The organism is Erwinia sp. S43 (assembly GCF_016624745.1).
Taxonomy (GTDB): domain Bacteria; phylum Pseudomonadota; class Gammaproteobacteria; order Enterobacterales; family Enterobacteriaceae; genus Erwinia; species Erwinia coffeiphila.
The window spans coordinates 21,825-40,916 of the sequence record NZ_JACVTX010000028.1; the positions used below are offsets into that span (position 1 = coordinate 21,825).

The window sequence follows — 19,092 nt, forward strand, 5'->3', positions numbered from 1 at the left end:
TCTTCGCTGGATAAATTGAGAACAATTATCGTTGCTACCGTTGGCAAAGTTTTGCCAACGGTAGCAAACTCCGGTAACATTTGATCTAAGTCACAAACAACAAACATTGCCGCATCATATTTTTAAATAAATTAACCAGACAGGTTCAAACCCACAACAAATGTAATGGGTTAGGGATGAGTGTTGCCTGCGTTCAGAGAATATGCCGCAGAAGGGGTGCAGAGGGGGGACGAAATCCGGGAATTAAGTATCTAAAATCAGATAATTAGAAAGAACACTACATTGTGCTGGGCAAAAGTTATTTTACCTATCTTCCTGAATGACTTTTTCTTAATGGAAAATATCTCATCATGAATAACAGTAGAAATATTGTGGTTACTATCATCGGGGCAGCATTGCTGCTGTTGGGCTTAGGCCTGGCTGCGGGCGGCGCGTACCTGATCTCCCTGGGCGGTTCCTGGTTCTATCTGCCTGCCGGTCTGGCGATGGCCGCCAGCGGTCTTGGCCTGATCCGCCAGAAAGGCTGGGCGTTGTATGTTGCCTGGGCACTGCTGATCGTCAGCCTGATCTGGGCATTCAGCGAAGTCGGTACCGACTTCTGGCAGCTGGTGCCGCGTACGGTCACCTTCCTGGTGGTGGCGCTGCTGGTGACGCTGAGTGCGCCAACCCTGCGTAAAGCCGACCTGGGCCGCGTGATTTCCTGCAAGCTGGCCGCCGGTGTTTCTGCGGTGCTGGCGATCGGTATCATCGCTATCTTTGCCGGTATGTTCCGCCCGCATCCTGAAGTGGAAGCCACCGCCGATAAAGTGCCGGTGCTGGATGAGAAAGCGGCCGATGACAGCGGCAACGACTGGACCGCCTACGGCCGTAACACCGGTGGGCAGCGCTTCGCACAGTTTGACCAGATCAACACCACTAACGTGAAAGATCTGAAAGTGGCGTGGACCTATCACACCGGCGATCTGGCGATTAACGGTGCCGAATACCAGACCACTCCGCTGAAAGTCGGCAACACCATGTATGTGTGTACGCCGCTGAATAAGGTGATTGCGCTGGACCCGGTGACGGGTAAAGAGAAGTGGCGCTTCGATCCGAAAATCGAAGAGACTTCCGGTAACAAGAACTGGAAACGCTGCCGTGGCGTGGCTTACACCGAGCTGAGCGAGGCGCCGCAGGACGGCACCCAGCCAGCGATTGCCGGTAACAAGCGCATTATCAGCACCACCAACGATGGCCGTATCTTCTCGCTGGATGCCGAAACCGGCAAGCTGGATGAGAGCTTCGGCGACAAAGGTTTCGTTAACCTGCTGAACGGCCTGGGCCCAACCGCGCACGGTTCTTACTACCTGACCTCTGCGCCGCTGGCTGCCGATGGCGTGGTGATGGTGGGCGGTAAGCTGAACGACAACCTGACCACCGGCGAAGCCTCCGGCGTGGTGCGCGGCTATGACTCACGCAGCGGTAAACTGCTGTGGGCATGGGATGCGTCACGCGGTGCGAAAGACAGCACCCCGCTGCCTGAAGGCGAAATCTATCCGATTGAAACTCCGAACTTCTGGGGCACGGCGGCCTACGATGCGAAGCTGGGCATTGCCTACTTCCCTACCGGCAACCAGACTCCGGACTTCTGGACCGGCAACCGCCATCCTTACTCTGACGAGTACAACGACTCCGTGGTGGCCGTTGAGCTGAAAACCGGTAAAGAAGTGTGGCACTTCCGCACTGCGAATCAGGACCAGTTCGACTACGACGTTTCTTCCCAGCCGATTCTGTACGATATGCCGGGCAAAGACGGCACCGTTACGCCGGTACTGATCCAGCTGACTAAACGTGGCCAGGTGTTTGTACTGGATCGCCGTACCGGTAAGCCGGTGGTGGAAGTGGAACAGCGCAAAGTGTCGACCGACGCGATGCCGGGCATGAAAGTGGCCGAAACCCAGCCGTACTCGGCGATTTCCGTGGGCACCAAGGCGCTGAAAGAGTCCGATATGTGGGGCGCATCAATCTTCGACCAGCTCTACTGCCGCGTGCAGTTTAAAGAGATGCGTTGGGAAGGCGAATTCACCCCGCTGTCCGATAAAAAACGTACGCTGATCTACCCGGGCTACTACGGTGGCTTTAACTGGGGCGGCGGTGCGATTGACGTTTCTACCGGTACGCTGATCGTTAACGATATCCGTATGGCGCAGTGGGGCCAGTTTATCAAGCGTGAAGATGCCGATGCTCGTGGCCTGCAGGCAACGACCGAAGGGGAATACTCCGAGCAGCTGGGCACCCCATGGGGCGTTGAGCGCGGCATGTTTATCTCTCCGCTGGGCGTACCGTGCTTCAAGCCGCCGTTCGGTTCGATGACCGCTATCGATCTGGCGACCGGTAAAACCCGCTGGCAGGTTCCAATGGGCACCATCAAGGATGCGCCAATCCACGGCGTCGCGCCGGGTCTGGATATCCCTCTGGGTATGCCAACCATGGGTGGTCCGCTGGTGACCAAAGGCGGCCTGACCTTCTTCCACGGTTCTCTGGACTACTACGTGCGCGCACTGGATAACAACACCGGTAAAGAGCTGTGGCGTGGTCGTCTGCCGGTTGGCGGACAGGGCGCACCGATGACCTATATCGGTGAAGACGGTAAGCAGTACATCGTGGTGGTTGCGGGTGGCGCAACCCGTACCGGAACCAACGACAACCGTGGCGATGACGTGATCGCTTACGCGCTGCCGTAACTTTCCGTAAAACGATCGAGCCGGGTTAAGCAGACGCTTAGCCCGGCTTTTTTTATGCCTGAAGGATTACAGCGAAGGGGCGTGCAGCAGCTGGAGACGGTTCAGATGACGCTATCAGAACGCAAAGCAGGAACAGCCCAGCGCACCCCAGAAGGCATTGTCATCCGAGACAGGCACCGTTGAGCGGCGCGCCACGTCGTGCGAGTGGCTGTGCACACCGCAGGGACCGCTGCACTGGTGCGGCTGCGAGGCGAAGGCGGCACGGCCGTTGGCCTGCGGCGGCGCACTGCGGTAGTGGCCGGGTACGGTGACCACGGGTGACCACTCCGGCAACACCGGCACCGGCGGCGGTGACAGCGGGGTGAAGCCGCCAGCGGCATAAACGATTTCGCCATCGACCACGGTCAGCACAGATTCAATCCCTTTAATCGCCTCTTCCGTCACGCTGAAGTAGTCCTGCGACAGAATGGCGAGGTCCGCCAGCTGGCCGACTTTGATCTGGCCTTTTTTGCCCTGCTCGCTGGAGAACCAGGAGCTGCCCTGGGTCCACAGCATCAGCGCGGTTTCACGATCCAGGCGGGCACTGTCGTCGTACATCGCCATGCCGCCCACGGTACGGCCGGAAACCAGCCAGTAAAGCGCGGTCCACGGATTGTAGCTGGCGACGCGGGTCGCGTCGGTGCCCAGACCTACCGGCACGCCGGCGTTGAGCATTTTGGCTACCGGCGGCGTGTGTTTCACCGCTTCTTTACCGTAGCGATCGGCGAAGTATTCGCCCTGGAACGCCATACGGTGCTGCACGGCGATACCGCCGCCGAGCGCCTTAACGCGATCGATGTTGGCTTCGGTAATGGTTTCCGCATGGTCAAAGAACCAGTGCAGGCCGTTAAACGGAATATCGCGGTTCACCTTCTCGAACACGTCCAGCATGCGGCTGATGGATTCGTTGTAGGTGGCGTGCAGGCGGAACGGCCAGCGGTGCTCAACCAGGTGGCGCACCACGCGCTCCAGCTCATCTTCCATCCCCGGTGCCAGGTCCGGACGCGGCTCAAGGAAATCCTCGAAGTCGGCGGCGGAGAACACCAGCATTTCACCAGCACCGTTGTGGCGATAGAAGTCGGTGCCCTGGCCCGGTTTCAGCATATCGGTCCACTTCTCGAAATCTTCCAGCTCGTGGCCGGGGCGCTGGGTAAACAGGTTATAGGCGATACGCACCGTCAGCTGCTTTTTCGCGTGCAGCTCGGAGATCACTTCGTAATCGTCCGGGTAGTTCTGGAAGCCGCCGCCCGCATCAATGGCGCTGGTCAGGCCCAGACGGTTCAACTCACGCATAAACTGGCGGGTGGAGTTCACCTGCTGGTCCAGCGGCAGCTTCGGCCCTTTTGCCAGCGTTGAATACAGCAGCATCGCATTCGGGCGGGCAATCAGCATGCCGGTCGGATTGCCGTTGCTGTCGCGCTGGATCTCGCCCCCCGGCGGGTTCGGCGTATCGCGGGTATAGCCCACCACGCGCAGGGCGGCGCGGTTCAGCAGGGCACGGTCGTAAAGGTGCAGAATAAATACCGGGGTGTCCGGTGCTGCTTCATTGATCTCGTCCAGTGTCGGCATGCGGCGCTCGGCAAATTGGAATTCGTTCCAGCCGCCCACTACACGCACCCACTGTGGGTTCGGGGTGCGCAGCGCCTGCTCTTTCAGCATCCGCAGCGCGTCGGCCAGCGACGGCACGCCTTCCCAGCGCAGTTCGAGGTTGTAGTTCAGGCCGCCGCGGATCAGGTGCAGGTGCGAGTCGTTCAGGCCCGGAATCCCGGTGTGGCCCTTCAGATCGACAACTTTGGTGTCGTGACCGGCAAACTGCATCACTTCCGCTTCGCTACCGACGGCGAGGAATTTGCCGTCTTTGATGGCCACGGCGGTCGCCAGCGGGTTTTCACGATCGACGGTGTGGAAATTGCCGTTGGTCAGGATCAATGAAGCACTATTCATCATTACTCTCCAGGTTCTGTTTCCCGCGCGGTGCGAGCCAGTTAGCTAATAAACGTGTTACCACCGGCATCCACATAAACACCACCAGGGCGACAACGGATGCGTCGTTAAGAAAATGTCCCCACAGCGTGCCTTTGGCCGCGGGCAGTACCGTTCCCCAAAACCACGGCACCAGATTGGTGGAGGGATAGATCACCGCCAGGGTGATGAGAAACTGCTTCCACTTTTTCGGCGCTTTGCGCTCCGGGGTTGGCGGGGTAAACCAGAATGCCGCGCCCGGCCGCAGTTCAATATGTTCCGGACCGCACAGCATGGCCGGTAGTTCGGCGATCAGCGCGTGGCGCTGGGTCGAGTTAATCCAGCGATAAAGATTATCCAGCGTGTCAAACCTGATCAGCACCGTATACGTTTGTTCCCCGTGAACCGGTCTTAAAATGTTAACGCCGAGGTGGCCGTCGAATAATGCCGCTTGCGGCATCACTTTTTCCAGCCACTGTTCATACTCCGGCTGCTTACCCGCCAGCAGACGGTGGGTGATGACCAGGGTTACGTGCTCAGGCTGATGTGGATAATCCATGTTACTCTCCTAAACGCCCCCGGATGCGAGCCGGGGGCCGGGGGATCAGGCTTTGCGGGCCGGGGCTTTGTGGACCATGGTGTAGGCGTAATCTACGCCCATGCCGTAGGCACCGCTGTGCTCGCGTACCAGGTCCATCACCGCGTCGTAGGTCTCTTTACGTGACCAGTCGCGCTGGTACTCCAGCAGCACCTGCTGCCAGGTCACCGGCACCGCACCGGCCTGCACCATGCGGTCGATGGAGCGCTCGTGGGCATCCACGCTGGTGCCGCCGGAGGTGTCGGTCACCACGTAGACTTCGAAGCCTTCTTTCAGCGCCATCAGCGCCGGGAAAGTCAGGCACACTTCGGTCCACAGGGCGGAGATAATCAGCTTTTTGCGGCCGGTGGCTTTCACCGCTTTGACGAAAGCTTCATCTTCCCAGGAGTTCATTGAGGTGCGTTCAATCGGCGTAGACTCCGGGTGAACCGCCAGCAGCTCCGGCCAGATGTAGCCGCTGAAGCTTTCGGTTTCAACCGAGGTATAAATAGTCGGCACGTTAAAAATTTTGCCTGCTTTGGCTAAAGCAACGGTGTTATTTTTAAGCTGCTGGCGATCGATATTGGCGACGCCGAAAGACATTTGTGGCTGGTGGTCGATGAAAATCAGGGTGGAGTTCTGTGGGTCCAGCAGGTCAAGTTTAGACATTTTTTAATCCTCGTTAAGTTGTTGGTTTGCAGTTCGTCTTGCGTGTTTAAACAATACGAGAGGCGAGCTTTGGTTGATAACGGAAAGAATTTAGGTTGTTGTTAAACAATTTTTGGGTTTGGGGAACACCATGCGATTAAACCTTGAAGCGCTGCTGATTCTGGATGCGCTGGACCGGCACGGCACCTTTGCCGCAGCGGCGGCCAGGCTGTTTAAAACGGCCTCCGCGCTGAGCTATACCGTGCAAAAAATGGAGAGTGACCTGAATATCACGCTGCTGGATCGCTCCGGCCATCGTGCGACATTCACGCCAACCGGCAGGCTGATGCTGGAGAAAGGACGCGTTTTATTACGGGCGGTTGGCGAACTTGAGCAGCAGGCGCAGTACGTGGAAAGCGGCTGGGAGAGCAAGCTGACCATCAGTCTGGATGCCTCGGTGCCGTTTTCACTGCTCTCCGGGCTGATTGATGAGTTTTACCAGCAGCACCAGCACACGCGGCTGATGTTCCGCCACGACGTGCTGGCCGGATGTTGGGAAGCGCTGAGCTACGGCGATGCCGATATTGTGTTTGGTGCCGTGCAGCAGCCCGCGCGCCATGCGGGCGTTGAGTGCGTGCCGATTGGCTGGCTGGAATATGTCTTTGCCATTGCGCCGGAGCATCCGCTGGCCGCGCTGCCTGAACCGCTGCTGCGCGATCAGATCCGCCAGTATCGTGCGGTGGTCGTGCGCGATAGCTCACGCCACGCTGAGGGGATGGATCTGAGGATTCTCGACGATCAGCCGATCCTCAGCGTGCACAGCTTCAGCGATAAGGTACAGGCGCAGGTGGCGGGGCTCGGCTGCGGCTATCTGCCGCGCTATCTGGCCGCACCGCATCTGGAAAGCGGCGCGCTGGTTGAGCGCCAGCTGGATAGCGAAACCCGCCGCGACCAGGCGTTTCTGGCGTGGAAGTCCAGCGCTACCGGCAATGCAGCGATGTGGTGGCGCGAGCGGCTACAAAACTTCAACGGCATTCACGAAGTGTACGTTCCGGCCTGACGGCTGGGCCTGACCGCCGTCGCCCGCCGTGCCGGTTAACGGCTCCGGCTCCCGGCCTGGGTAAAGCCCCGGCCGGGAGCGGATTATCTGCCGATATCCCTGTGTGCCGTATTTACCCAGCCCAGGGCCTTATCCAGAATTTCCCCATTCAGCCGCTTCCCCATCTTCCAGCCAAGTTCATGGCAGGCTTCCCACTGGTTTTCATCGAAGAACTGATCGCTGGTGGGCTGCTGTGGGAATGCGGGTTGCCTGTCGGCATAGCGTTCGGTGTCCAGCCCGAGGTTTTCAATCAGGTGCGGTTTCACTACGATCAGCGCGGCGTAATCTTCCTGGTCTGGGTAGACGATACGCGCCAGCATAAACGGAGCCGGATTCTCTCTTTTGTTCAGCAAGTCGGGCGTGGTGAACAGTGCCGACATCGTGGGCTCAACCGCATCACCATCAAGAAACTCAATGCGGGTGGCGTAATCGATGTGCGCCTTCCTGACCAGGTTTTCGATATCTTCATAGCCGTAGTCCGGGTCTGCGCCGCAGTCGGCCAGCACAATCAGCGGCACCCGGCGTTTCAGCAGGGCATACACGCCGGTATTATCAAAATGACCGCCGTCCGATACGTACCACAGGCTGCTGTTCATGCCGGGGAAAAAGGCCAGCATTTCACCGAGCAGCGCCCTGAGATGAGGGAATTTCTCCGGCTTAATTTCCCGCTTATGCCGATCCTGCTTTTCTGCCGTCGTGGCAATACGCTGATGCTTGCGGGCAAACAGATTTTCATTCCAGTAGCCCAGGCGAATTGCCGAAGTAAACAGCAGGGCGGCCGTGCCCGTGCGGGTGTTCGAACCCATCCCCGTACCCAGCGCCGCGCCGGAGATCGCCAGCCATTTCGATAAATGTTCCTCCTGCCAGTCCGTTGCCAGCGGCAGATGCGTGCCGGTTTCAATGCCCAGCGGGCTGAGCGTCAGCGCCATGCCTTTACGGTCGGCGTTAAAGTTACCGGTACGGTCATCGACGGTCTGGTTGATACAGCAGTTAATCAGGTGCAGCGGCCCGCCGTAGCGATGAGGATGATAGTCGCGCAGCAGCACGTCATCACCGGGCTGCACGTCGGTAATGCGCCACTTTTGATTTTCCCCTACCCGATCCCTTTCATAGGAGGAGAGCAGGGTTAACGGAAATCGCGCATCGGCGGTTTCCGGCCTGTTGGGGCGAAAATAGTTACCCACTGAGATATAAGCGCGTTCCAGCCTTGCGCGATATAAGTTGTGCATCGATGACAGATTCAGGACATCAACCCGCTTGCGGGTCAGCCAGAAATAGACCGCCATCAGCGCCAGGAAAAAAGCATCCATCAGCAGCGCCGGGTAGCCGGACGATTTTTCCGGGATATACAGCTCGGTGAGCAGGATCAGTAGCAGGGTTGACCAGGTCAGGAACAGTGCCAGTAAAAACAGGTAGCCGATCTGATTGATTATGCTTGCCACCGGCTTTTTCTTTATCGGGTTTCTGGCGGGGGCTTTTATCGCATGGCGCAGCAGCGAAATAGCGGGTGGCAGCAGGGCCAGCACGGTCAGGAAGATGAGAAAGTTCGCCCGGACTTTTATCCAGTAGCAGAATTCGGTGGCACCATAGAAAAACAGGCAGGCGAGTGCAGCGAGCAGCGCCACGGCCAGTTTTTTGGTGCGAATAAGCCGCTGCTCAGGAACAGAAAGTGTGGTGATTTTTAATGCACAGAAATCCTGCACCAGCTTAGTGGCCAGCGGCAGGCAGGAGAACAGCAGGACGACCGGACCCAGCCATATCGACTTATCACGATAAACCATATACGGGCTGAAATACCAGGCCAGCAGCAGTGCCAGGGTAACCAGGGGCACGGAAATCGTGGAGTAGTAATCCTGATAGCGGCCTTTTGCCGTGCTATCGCCCTTTCCACCGGCAGGCCGGATGATCCACCAGGCACAAATTTGCCACAGGGCACAGGCAAGCGGGATCAGCATCAGGCCGAGCCATGCCGGAGCCGCATCGCTGGCCGGGCTGAAACTGGTGAGCAGCAGGCCGGGAAAGAACATCAGCGCCGCAAGGAACAGTATCACCGTCGCGGCCTCAAAGTGCGAGGCCAGCAGGCCGCGTAGGGTGTAGGCCATCGCCTGTGAGACATCGCGAAATCCTGCCGGAGCAAGGTAGCGGCCATTATTTCGCAGCCACCAGAGTAAGAATGAGCGTTTTTCTGCCAGACCGGCTTCCACCGCTTCGGCTTTCTGATCTTCGTTATACAGCCGGCCGAGCATGCCGCCGAAATAACCACCGCCGGATACCGTGGAAAGAAAATCAAACCGGCGCAGCACCTTATTCGCCGCCAGCGCTCTTACCAGGCCGAGGCAGAAGGTAGCGCTGCGGATGCCGCCGCCGGAGAGCGCCAGCGCGCTGACAGGAAGATCGTTGCTGATATTCGCCTGCTGGCGTCTTTGCTGAATTAACGTGTTTTCGCCGCCGTTAATATCCCGATTGTTATTTTTTATCAGGGGATCGCTCATGATTGAAAGCTCCTGAAGGCGTTGTTGTGAGGCGTGTGGCCCGGCATTACACAATAGGAAGCGGGGTGAAAAAATGACAGCGGATTGTGCGAGGAATGAGCGTATTTAAGAAAAAAGGGGATAACTCATCCCTGTCTCGTGAGGCTGAAGGCAAGTCATATTTGATACGGTATTTCACCGCTGGCAAAGCATCATAGCGTCTGATACCCCGGCCACTCGGACCGGGGTGGGAGATTGTGTTTATTTCACTTCACTTAACGCCCCGGCAATCTGCTTAAAGCGCGCAAAGCGTTTTCTCAGCATCGCGTGTTTAGCCGGGTTTGGCTCCAGGCGAAGGGTGGGCGGCTGGCAGTGCTTCATTGCCGTCTGGAAATCAGGGTATTCACCCGCGCCCACCGCGGCACAGATCGCGGCAGCGCGGCAGCCGGACTGCTTCACGTCGACGATTTCCAGCGGCAGGTTGCTGGCGTCGCAGAACATCTGCATCCAGATATCCGAGTGCGTTGGCCCACCGGTAAAGCGGATGATATCGCTGCCCGCGCTGAGGTCCTGCACACGGTCCTGATGCAGCAGATGCGAGAAGACGATGCCCTGATAAATGGCGTAGACCATATCTTCCCGGCTGTGGTGGCCGCTTAAGCCAAGGAAGCCGCCGTGCAGGCTGTCGTGGAAGTTGGAGCCGTACAGCCACGGATAAAACAGGATGTTGAGATCCTTCTCGTAGCCGTTTTTCGCCCACTGGTTAAGCTGGTGATAGCTGTCCGGCAGATCCGGGAAGAACTGCTGCACAAACCAGGCGAGGTTGCTGGCCGAGGTCGGGCTGCCTTCATGAACAAAGAAAGTGCCGGGAATGCAGTATTTCCCCCACACGTAGGGATAGTCAGAGGGTTCAATACGGTCGAAAACGCGGGTGGCGATGCTCCAGGTGCCCGCCACGGCGCTGAGGCAGGAACTGTCGTGCACGCCCGAGGCCAGCGCCGCGCCGACAACGTCAAACAGCCCGCCGAACACCGGCGTTCCGGCTTTTAAACCGCACAGCGCGGCGGCCTGTTCGGTGACGTATCCGGCGCATTCGGCGGAACCGATCACCGGCGGCGCTTTCTCTGTCATCTCGGCAATGCCGAAGATGTTAAACAGCGTCGGGTCGAATGCCCCCTGCTGCTGGTTAAACAAATTGCTGCCGGAGATATTGGTTTCTTCGCAGGCGAACTCGCCAGTCAGGCAGTAGCGGATATAGTCGTGGACCATCAGAATATAGCCCGCGCGCTGATAGCTGTCCGGCTCATGCTCCTTCAGCCAGCCGAGCAGCGCCGCCGGATGCGACGGCCATAGCTGTTGCAGGCTGCGGCTGTATGCTTCGGCGTCGCGGCCTTCACTTTTCCAGCGGCTGACCAGCGGCTGCGCGCGTGAGTCGGAGGAGACGATGCCGTTACGTACCGGCTGGCCCTGCTTATCCACCAGGTACAGACCCTTACCGTGGGCGGAAAAGCTCACGCCGTGAATCGCCTCTGCCGCAATACCGCTGTCGTTCAGCACCTGGCGAATCACCTGGCTAGTGGCGGACCACAGCTCGGCCATATCGCGCTCGCAGAACCCCATCTGTTCACTGAGCAGCGGGACCGCCAGCTCAACGACTTTGATCTCCTGGCCGTCGGCGGTGTAAATCCCCGCTTTGGTTACCGTCCCGCCTAAATCAACGCCCATAAAGTAGTGGCTCATACTGCCTCCGGGCTGAGCAGCGCGCTACGGGTTTCACCCCAGCCTGCTGCGGCCATTTTGTCTTCAATCCACTGACGGGCGCGAATGATTTCCAGCAGCGGCTCGTCGGCTTTTTCCGTCCACATTTCAATCAGGAAGGTGCCGCGATAGTTCAGGCGGCGCAGGGTTTTAAAGAACTGGACGAAATCAACGCAGCCCTCACCAAACGGCACATCGCGGAACTGGCCCGGCGAGTCCGGCGTGACCGGCAGCGTATCTTTCAGGTGGATAGCCGCAATGCGATCGATACCGCCGGTCAGCTCGCTGTCCACCTCATTTCCCCAGGCGCTGAGGTTGCCGATATCGGGATAGACGGTGAACCACGGTGAGTTAATTTTCGCATTCAGCGCCTGCCACTTGCTGATGGAGTTCATAAACGGCGTGTCCATAATTTCCACCGCGCACATCACCTGCGCCCCGGCGGCCAGCTCAACGGCCCAGGCCACGGAGTCGTCAAAGCGGGCGATAGTGTCGTCGTCCTGCGGTTCGTAATAGACATCGTAGCCGGCCAGCTGAATGGTACGGATGCCCAGATCCTGCGCCAGCCGCACCGCTTTTTCCATAATGGCATACGCCTGCTGGCGGGTCTGCGCGTCGCGGCTGCCGAACGGGAAGCGGCGGTGTGCCGACAGGCACAGAGTAGGGATGCGCACGCCGGTCTGCTGAATCGCCTGGATGATCTCCATGCGCTCTGCCTGCGTCCAGTCCAGTCGTGCCAGGCGTTCATCGCTTTCATCCACCGACATCTCGACGAAATCAAACCCGCAGGATTTCGCCACGGCCAGCTTCTCCACCCAACTGGTCCCTTTCGGCAGCGCCTTCTCGTAAATCCCTAATGGATGCTTACGCATTATCTTTCCCCACGTGTTGCCAGCAGCTGCTGGTGCTTTTTCCGGTTCAGCTTCATCGCCCGCTGCGCCTGCCATTTGTTTTTAAAGAATTTGAACGCCAGGGCGAAAATCAGCGTGATGCCCCATACCGCCAGATTGAAGTGCAGGCTGACCCCCGCCAGGCTCAGCCCGGTGGCGATCACCTGCAGCACCAGCAGCGCGCAGAAGACGTGGATCACTTTGCCCACGCCGCCGAACGGGTCGGTCCCGCCCAGCACAATCGCCAGCACCGTCAGCAGCAGATACGAGTCGCCATAGCCCATGCGCGCCGAGTTAAAGCGGGCCATCATGATCAGCCCCGCCAGAACGCACAGCAGGCTGGAAGTGGCGTAAATCGCCATCATGATGCGGTCGGTGCGGATGCCGCTGAACCAGGTGGCGTTGATGTTGCTGCCGCACATATAGATATTTTTGCCGAGGCGCGTTCTGCCCAGTAGCAGGGCTAAAAATACGGTGGCGACGATAAAGATAATCAGCGGAACCGGGACTCCCCAGACCACTTCCGATCCCATACTGCGCACGATTGGCGGCATGCCGCTCAGCGCCGCGCCTTTGGTCAGGTACACCCCAATGCCGCTGATAATGGTCATGCTACCGAGGGTCACCAGAATCGGGTGCGCACCCACGCGGGAAATCATCAGCCCGGTCAGTACGCCAATCAGCACCGCAATCACTGCTGCACCCAGCAGCGCCAGCACCAGCCACATCAGCTGCACGCCAACGCTGGCATCAACCGGAACGTAGTGGATCAGCAGCCAGGCCATAAACAGGCTGGTGAGGTTGGCCGTGCCGATAATCGACAGATTCAGGCCACCGCTCAGCATCGGTACAAACATCGCAAAGGTCAGCAGGCCGAGTTCCGGCAGCTGAAACGCAATGCTCAGAAACGTGTTTTCGGTTAGAAAGCGGCCCGGCATCGCCAGTGAAAAGGCCACCGTGGCAATCAGGCAGATACCGAGCAGCCCGGTGCTGGTGCCGTCCAGAGGTAAAAACGATCTCTTGTTCATTAAACTGTCTCCGTCAGACGAAGCCGACATCGGTTTCTTTGCGTTTCTTGTAGTGGGTGACGCAGATCGCGGCGACGATAACGACGCCAATCACGATGTTGACGAAATAGCTGGAAACGCCGATCAGGTTCAGGCCGTTTTTCAGAATGCCGATCAGGAATACGCCCATCAGCGTGCCAATCACCGAACCTCTGCCGCCGGAGAGGCTGGCACCGCCGAGCACTGCCGCCGCCAGCACATCCAGCTCGCCGCCGACCAGCGCGTTAGGCACCACTTCGCTCATGCGGTACGCCTGCAGCATGCCGCCAATCGCCGCCGCCGCGCCTAAATAGCCGTAGGCAAACAGATAGATAACGGAGACGCGGATGCCGATACGACGAGCGGATTCGTTGCTGCCGCCGACGGCGTAGAGCTGCCGACCGATATGGGTTTTATTCAGCAGCAGCCAGGTCAGCAGCGCCATGCCCAGCATCACCACCACCGGCAGGCCCACCTGATAGCTTTCGCCGCCGTATTCGAAGGGCAGGATAGTACGCTGGCTGATCCACCAGTCGGGCAGGTCGTAAATGCTGTGGCCGTTGGTAATCCACATCAGCATGCCGAACAGCAGCGACTGCATACTGATGGTGATAATGATCGAGACGATATTGAGGTAGTAGATCAGCACGGCGTTAATCAGTCCGAAGACCACACCGCAGACAATCGCCAGCACGATACACAGCAGCGGGCTGGCAATCACATCGTTGAGCAACAGCGAGGCAATAAAATACTGTGCGACAGAAGCCACGGCGGCGAAGGAAATATCAATGCCGCCGGTCACCAGCACCACAAATAAACCCAGCGCGAAAATCCCGGTTACGGCATAGCTTTCGGTCAAATCCAGCAGGTTCTGGATCGACAAAAACTCGCTGCTTAAGGTGGAAAACAGCACCAGCATTATTGCGATAACCCAGCCCAGCCAGCCTTCGACCGAACGTGGCATTTTAAAAATGTTAGCCATTGATGGCCTCCGCGAGTTGATGTTCGCTCAGCGTTGAAGGAATTAACTCGTTAACGATTTTTCCCTGCTTCATATGCAGCACGCGATCGCAGTTGTAATAGGCTTCCGGGGCTTCATCGGTAATTAACAGCACCGAAATACCCACGCCGGACAGGCGATGGATCAGCTTGTAGATACTGTCTTTGGCACCGATGTCTACGCCGACGGTGGGCGCATCAAGAATCAACACTTTTGGTCGGGTGAGTATCCATTTCGCCAGCACCACCTTTTGCTGGTTGCCGCCGGAAAGGGTTGAAAGCGGGTTATCCGGGTTGGTCACCTTGATATCCAGATCTTTGATCCACTCCTGCACCAGCGCGTCTTTACGCTGTTCATCGATCATGTGCCACGGCGTTTTGATCTCATCGAGAATGGAAATCACCATGTTGTCGGCAACCGACTGCGGCAGAATGGCACCCAGCGTCAGACGGTCTTCTGAAACATAGGCAATGCCCATTTCCCGTGCCTGAGTGTTGTCTTTGATCCGGACCTTTTTACCGTCCAGCAGGATCTCACCGCTATCGGGGTGGGTGATACCAAACAGGCTCAGTGCCAGTTCGGTGCGGCCGGAGCCCAGCAGGCCGCACAGGCCCAGTACTTCGCCGCGATGCAGCTGTAAGGAGATATCGTCAAACTGCCCTTTGCGGCTGAGGTGATTCAGCTCCAGCACCACCTTACCCAGCTCGGCGTTTGGCAACTTCTGCTGGTGCTCAATAACTAATCCTGTCATCAGCTCGGTGATTTTGCCGGTAGAGAGCGCGGCGGCGTCCCAGGTGCCGATCTTCTCGCCGTCGCGGATCACGGTAATACGGTCGGAAATCTCTTTCACTTCATCCAGACGGTGGCTGACGAAGACCACGGTGATGTTTTTATCCCGCAGGTAGTTCACCGTGCGCAGCAGCTGGTTCACTTCGGTGCGCGTCAGTGAAGCGGTTGGCTCGTCCATAATCACCAGCCGGGCGTCCGCAACCAGCGCGCGGCAGATGGCGATCTGCTGGCGTTGGGCTATGGGAAGATGCTGCACCAGCGCATCCGGATCGATATTGAACGCCAGCTCGTTGAGGATCTGCTGTGCTTTTTCTTTCAGTTTTTTCTGCTTAAACCAGCCGAAATAGCCCTTAAGGTTGTATTCGAAGGCAATGTTCTCGGCGACGGTCAGATTCGGGAACAGCGACAGGTCCTGATAAATCACCTGAATGCCTAAAGCCCTGGCGCGATCGGGCGTCAGGCGTGCATGGGTTTTGTCGTCGATGATGATTTCGCTACCGGCATCGGGCGCGTAGACGCCGCTGATGGTTTTAATCAGCGTACTTTTACCGCAGCCGTTGGCCCCGGCCAGGCAGTGGACTTCGCCCTGGTTTAAGGTCAGCGTGATGTTTTTTAATGCCTGATGGCCGCCAAAGCTTTTTGACAGCGCGTTCAGCGTGATCAGCGCGGCGGCATTATCGACATTGTTATTATTAAGCATCGTTCTTGCCCTGGTGTTAGACGTGAATAAAGCCGGAGCGCAATGGCTCCGGCGATACGGCTCAGGGTCAGAGGCCCAGTTTCACCAGACGTTTGGTGTTTTCCACATCCAGTTTTTCCGGGTTATCGCTGAGGATGGTGTTGCCTTTGATTTTGATTTCGCCCATGTCGCCCAGTTTGACGCCGTCTTTGATCGGTTCACCGTTCATCATCGCGGTCGCCACCTGTACAAAGACCTTGCCGGCGGTCATTGGGTTAGAGATATAGCCGCCATCGATCGCGCCTTTCTCCAGCAGCTTGATGCCCTGGCCCGGGGTAAACGTACCAAAGACGCAGATATCATTGTTTTTCTTACGCTTGTCGATCGCGCGGCCTGCGCCGATTGGGCCCTGCGAACCGAAGGACATAATGCCTTTCAGATCTTTGTGTTTGGACATCAGGTCATTGGCGGTGCGCATGGAGTCATCTACCGATTCGGCAACGCCAAAACGGTCTTCAACCAGCTGCATTTTCGGGTAGTGTTCTTTCTGATAGGCGATGGCCGCGTTGGCCCAGTCGTTTACCAGCGGAACGGTCAGGCTACCCACGAACATGGCATATTTGCCTTCTTCACCCATGCAGGCGGCCATATCTTTCATATGGTTAGCGCCCATAGTTTGGGTATCGAGCAGTTCAAAGTCCCAGTCCGCATTGGCCTGCGCCGGTGATTCGTGGGTAATCACCTTGATGCCCGCTTCCTGCGCGCGTTTCAGCACCGGCTCCAGCACTTTGGCATCGTTTGGCACTACGCCAATGACATCCACTTTCTTGGCGATCAAATCTTCAATGGCGCGCACCTGCTCGGCCGGGTCGGCGGTGGTTGGCCCCACCTGCCAGGCGTTCACGCCCAGGGCTTTACCTTCTTCTTTAATCCCCTGTTCCATCACGTTAAACCAGGGAATTCCCCCCACTTTCACCACCACGCCCATAGTAAAAGGTTTGTTGGCTTTTTGAGGGACCGCTGCGTCATCAGCCAGGGTGGAAAATGAAGCGATCAGTGAGGCGATTACACAGGGTAAGAGTAATTTTTTCATTATTAGATCCTCAGAAGGTTATTTTAATTATCATGGTTGCCGAATAGTGCATTATTCGGTTTGTATCCCCTTCGCCATTACACCACGCGTTGTTAAATAAAATGAGCGGCAACGGATAACGCAAAGCATGCATTAATCCGCTTTAGCCATTGAATAAAACAATGGTGATGGTGTATTTCGGTTCCGGTTATTTATTGCAACTTTCACTGGTATTGACGGTAATAAAATCGTTCTGGCTTATTGCGCCAGAACGGGCGGATTTTATCTTCGCTAAAAAATTACTTGTCGACTTCAATTACACTAAATTCAGGGCTGTCTCCCCAGTTTCTTTCTTCAGCCACTTTATTGGTGATTAAAATATCAATGTCATCGAGCATGCAAATCTTACAAAACGCGAACTGATCGAATTTGCTGGAGTCGGCCAGCAGAATTTTTTTGCCGGAAACCTGTAGCATTACCTGCTTTAAGCGGGCGTTAATTTCACTGCCGTCGCGGATGCCATTTTCCAGATTCAGCCCCTGGCAGGAAAAAAAGAAGGTATTGATCTGAAAGTTACGAATCGCGCTTTCTGCCACCGGGCCGTGGAAATCGTCGTGGCGCTCCGAGTATTCACCGCCGCAGCCGATGATACGTACCTTATCGCGGCAGGCCAGCGCCTGGATGATTTTGACCGAGTTGGTTACGACGGTGATATCAATATCCGGGATCTGTCGTGCGAGGAACCAGCAGGTGCTGCTGTTATCCAGCAGGATGCAGTCGCCGGGCTGAATAAACTGCAGCGCAGCCTTGGCCAGTTTCATCTTAATATCGGGGTGTTCTTCCGTTCTTTTGCGTAGCGATTCTGCCCGATCGATAGTATCCGCTTTATAGAAAGCGTCCTGCACGGGGCGGGTGCGGTCGTCATAGTCATCAAGCGACACTGCGCCGCCAAAGCTGCGGATCAGTTTCTTGTTACGTTCCAGCAGATTTAAATCTCTGCGGATGGTTTCCTGCGAAACGCTGCACATAGTCGACAGTTCAGCAACCAGCGCGGAGCCATTTTGTTGCACATAGCTACAAATCATCTTGTAACGCTCAGCCTGTAACATAAATAGCCCGATTCCATTGCTTATCACATGGCCTAATATTCATACTTTTCAGTTTTTTTTAAAGTGACTGATTTCAAGAAACCCGTTAGCTAGTTTTTCCATATGTCTTAATGTGATAAAAATCACTATTAAGTGATGATTGTGATGTGCATTATGCATTTTAATGTGATTTTCATCACGTAAAAATGGGCGTTATTGCAGATAAAAAATCATCAACAGCTTTAAATCAACATAAACGGTCTAGTTGTAAATGCCCATTTATGACCGAATGCGACCGTTTGTATTTGTTTGGCGACTTTTGCCATTCTCACAGGCTTTTCGCAGCAAAGTATTAGACGTAACGTAATAACCCATCCATTCCCTTATTAATTGATGAAATAGATATTTGCAGAGCCTTGGTTGTTATCTGCAAATAAATTATTTATTACGCGAGGTTAAATATGCTGCAGAAATTAAAACAACAGGTATTTGAAGCAAACCTATTATTACCCGCCCACAAGCTGGTTACCTTTACCTGGGGAAACGTCAGCGGAATCGATCGTGAACGCGGTCTGGTAGTGATTAAACCTTCCGGCGTGGATTATAAAGATATGCAGCCGGAGGATATGGTGGTGGTCGATCTGCAAACCGGTAAAGTGGTGGAGGGGGATAAAAAACCGTCTTCCGATACCGCGACGCATCTGGTGCTGTATCGTGCCTTTGAACATATCGGTGGTGTGGTGCACACCCACTCGCGCCACGCGACGATCTGGGCGCAGGCCGGTCAGCCGCTGAAGGCGCTGGGCACCACTCACGCCGATTATTTCTATGGCACGATCCCCTGCACCCGGCTGATGCGCGATGAGGAAATTAACGGTCAGTATGAGCACGAAACCGGGAATGTCATTGTGGAAACGGTAAATCAGCAGGGGATTAGCGCGAAGGATATCCCTGCGGTGCTGGTCAACGGCCACGGTCCCTTTGCCTGGGGCACCGATGCGGATAACGCCGTGCATAATGCCGTAGTGCTGGAAGAGATCGCTTATATGAATCTGTTCACCCGTCAGCTACAGCCCGGCGTTGACAGTATGCAGCAGACGCTGCTGGATAAACACTTCCTGCGTAAGCACGGGGCGAATGCGTATTACGGGCAGTAAATATCTTTTTCAGAGATAATGCCTCACTGATTCTGGCATTGCAGCATAGTGCAACATAGCGCAGCCATGCCAGGTCGGGGCTGGATTGAACCCC

14 protein-coding genes are annotated in these 19,092 nt (G+C 56.4%); 3 read left to right on the forward strand and 11 right to left on the reverse strand.

The window, feature by feature from the left end:
• Nucleotides 1-350: 350 nt before the first annotated feature.
• Nucleotides 351-2,723: a membrane-bound PQQ-dependent dehydrogenase, glucose/quinate/shikimate family gene (locus IBT47_RS22675; protein ID WP_200563166.1), complete on the forward strand. Its 2,373-nt coding sequence runs from the start codon at nucleotides 351-353 to the stop codon at nucleotides 2,721-2,723.
• Between the two features lie 114 nt (nucleotides 2,724-2,837).
• Here IBT47_RS22675 and IBT47_RS22680 read toward each other — a convergent pair whose 3' ends face one another.
• From IBT47_RS22680 to IBT47_RS22690, 3 genes are read right to left on the reverse strand one after another with little or no spacing between them, the layout of a single operon-like run.
• Entirely contained in the window at nucleotides 2,838-4,709 is a 1,872-nt protein-coding gene (locus IBT47_RS22680) for an amidohydrolase (protein ID WP_370569939.1), read from the reverse strand.
• Nucleotides 4,699-5,283 (reverse strand): antibiotic biosynthesis monooxygenase, encoded by a 585-nt coding sequence (locus IBT47_RS22685; protein ID WP_105595704.1) that lies wholly within the window; start codon nucleotides 5,281-5,283, stop codon nucleotides 4,699-4,701. Before IBT47_RS22685 ends, IBT47_RS22680 begins: the two co-directional genes overlap by 11 nt.
• Before the next feature lie 45 nt (nucleotides 5,284-5,328).
• Nucleotides 5,329-5,970, reverse strand: a complete 642-nt coding sequence (locus IBT47_RS22690) for a hydrolase (protein WP_105595705.1) — start codon at nucleotides 5,968-5,970, stop codon at nucleotides 5,329-5,331.
• Between the two features lie 130 nt (nucleotides 5,971-6,100).
• Between IBT47_RS22690 and IBT47_RS22695 the strand changes: the two genes are divergently transcribed.
• Nucleotides 6,101-7,009, forward strand: a complete 909-nt coding sequence (locus tag IBT47_RS22695; RefSeq protein ID WP_105595721.1) for a LysR family transcriptional regulator — start codon at nucleotides 6,101-6,103, stop codon at nucleotides 7,007-7,009.
• A gap of 83 nt (nucleotides 7,010-7,092) precedes the next feature.
• Here IBT47_RS22695 and IBT47_RS22700 read toward each other — a convergent pair whose 3' ends face one another.
• The 8 genes from IBT47_RS22700 to IBT47_RS22735 form a co-directional block, all read right to left on the reverse strand.
• Nucleotides 7,093-9,540, reverse strand: coding sequence for a patatin-like phospholipase family protein (locus tag IBT47_RS22700; protein WP_200563167.1), 2,448 nt, complete (start codon nucleotides 9,538-9,540; stop codon nucleotides 7,093-7,095).
• Between the two features lie 240 nt (nucleotides 9,541-9,780).
• Nucleotides 9,781-11,259, reverse strand: a complete 1,479-nt coding sequence (locus IBT47_RS22705; protein WP_200563168.1) for an FGGY-family carbohydrate kinase — start codon at nucleotides 11,257-11,259, stop codon at nucleotides 9,781-9,783.
• The gene (locus IBT47_RS22710) at nucleotides 11,256-12,149 is read right to left on the reverse strand and encodes an L-ribulose-5-phosphate 3-epimerase (RefSeq protein ID WP_200563169.1); all 894 of its coding nucleotides are present in this window, start codon (nucleotides 12,147-12,149) and stop codon (nucleotides 11,256-11,258) included. The genes IBT47_RS22705 and IBT47_RS22710 overlap by 4 nt, the downstream gene beginning before the upstream one ends.
• Nucleotides 12,149-13,195, reverse strand: coding sequence for an ABC transporter permease (locus tag IBT47_RS22715; RefSeq protein ID WP_200563170.1), 1,047 nt, complete (start codon nucleotides 13,193-13,195; stop codon nucleotides 12,149-12,151). Before IBT47_RS22715 ends, IBT47_RS22710 begins: the two co-directional genes overlap by 1 nt.
• A gap of 13 nt (nucleotides 13,196-13,208) precedes the next feature.
• A complete protein-coding gene (locus IBT47_RS22720) occupies nucleotides 13,209-14,195 on the reverse strand; it encodes an ABC transporter permease (protein ID WP_200563171.1) in 987 nt (328 codons plus the stop codon).
• Nucleotides 14,188-15,702, reverse strand: coding sequence for a sugar ABC transporter ATP-binding protein (locus tag IBT47_RS22725; RefSeq protein ID WP_105595711.1), 1,515 nt, complete (start codon nucleotides 15,700-15,702; stop codon nucleotides 14,188-14,190). Before IBT47_RS22725 ends, IBT47_RS22720 begins: the two co-directional genes overlap by 8 nt.
• Before the next feature lie 67 nt (nucleotides 15,703-15,769).
• A complete protein-coding gene (locus tag IBT47_RS22730) occupies nucleotides 15,770-16,774 on the reverse strand; it encodes a substrate-binding domain-containing protein (protein WP_105595712.1) in 1,005 nt (334 codons plus the stop codon).
• A 278-nt stretch (nucleotides 16,775-17,052) separates the two neighbouring features.
• Complete coding sequence (locus tag IBT47_RS22735) at nucleotides 17,053-17,862, reverse strand: DeoR/GlpR family DNA-binding transcription regulator (RefSeq protein WP_105595713.1); 810 nt, start codon at nucleotides 17,860-17,862, stop codon at nucleotides 17,053-17,055.
• Nucleotides 17,863-18,302: 440 nt separating this feature from the next.
• On the opposite strand from IBT47_RS22735, the gene araD reads away from it, so the two are divergent.
• Nucleotides 18,303-18,998: an L-ribulose-5-phosphate 4-epimerase gene (araD, locus tag IBT47_RS22740; RefSeq protein ID WP_105595714.1), complete on the forward strand. Its 696-nt coding sequence runs from the start codon at nucleotides 18,303-18,305 to the stop codon at nucleotides 18,996-18,998.
• Nucleotides 18,999-19,092 lie beyond the last annotated feature (94 nt).

Excerpts from the sequence above, each read along its gene's own strand:
- IBT47_RS22710 (WP_200563169.1), bottom strand. The coding sequence starts at position 12,149 with ATGCGTAAGCATCCATTAGGGATTTACGAGAAGGCGCTGCCGAAAGGG.
- IBT47_RS22695 (WP_105595721.1), top strand. The coding sequence starts at position 6,101 with ATGCGATTAAACCTTGAAGCGCTGCTGATTCTGGATGCGCTGGACCGG.
- IBT47_RS22730 (WP_105595712.1), bottom strand. The coding sequence starts at position 16,774 with ATGAAAAAATTACTCTTACCCTGTGTAATCGCCTCACTGATCGCTTCA.
- IBT47_RS22735 (WP_105595713.1), bottom strand. The coding sequence starts at position 17,862 with ATGTTACAGGCTGAGCGTTACAAGATGATTTGTAGCTATGTGCAACAA.
- IBT47_RS22680 (WP_370569939.1), bottom strand. The coding sequence starts at position 4,709 with ATGATGAATAGTGCTTCATTGATCCTGACCAACGGCAATTTCCACACC.
- IBT47_RS22725 (WP_105595711.1), bottom strand. The coding sequence starts at position 15,702 with ATGCTTAATAATAACAATGTCGATAATGCCGCCGCGCTGATCACGCTG.
- IBT47_RS22690 (WP_105595705.1), bottom strand. The coding sequence starts at position 5,970 with ATGTCTAAACTTGACCTGCTGGACCCACAGAACTCCACCCTGATTTTC.
- IBT47_RS22675 (WP_200563166.1), top strand. The coding sequence starts at position 351 with ATGAATAACAGTAGAAATATTGTGGTTACTATCATCGGGGCAGCATTG.
- IBT47_RS22700 (WP_200563167.1), bottom strand. The coding sequence starts at position 9,540 with ATGAGCGATCCCCTGATAAAAAATAACAATCGGGATATTAACGGCGGC.
- IBT47_RS22715 (WP_200563170.1), bottom strand. The coding sequence starts at position 13,195 with ATGAACAAGAGATCGTTTTTACCTCTGGACGGCACCAGCACCGGGCTG.
- IBT47_RS22685 (WP_105595704.1), bottom strand. The coding sequence starts at position 5,283 with ATGGATTATCCACATCAGCCTGAGCACGTAACCCTGGTCATCACCCAC.
- IBT47_RS22705 (WP_200563168.1), bottom strand. The coding sequence starts at position 11,259 with ATGAGCCACTACTTTATGGGCGTTGATTTAGGCGGGACGGTAACCAAA.
- araD (WP_105595714.1), top strand. The coding sequence starts at position 18,303 with ATGCTGCAGAAATTAAAACAACAGGTATTTGAAGCAAACCTATTATTA.
- IBT47_RS22720 (WP_200563171.1), bottom strand. The coding sequence starts at position 14,195 with ATGGCTAACATTTTTAAAATGCCACGTTCGGTCGAAGGCTGGCTGGGC.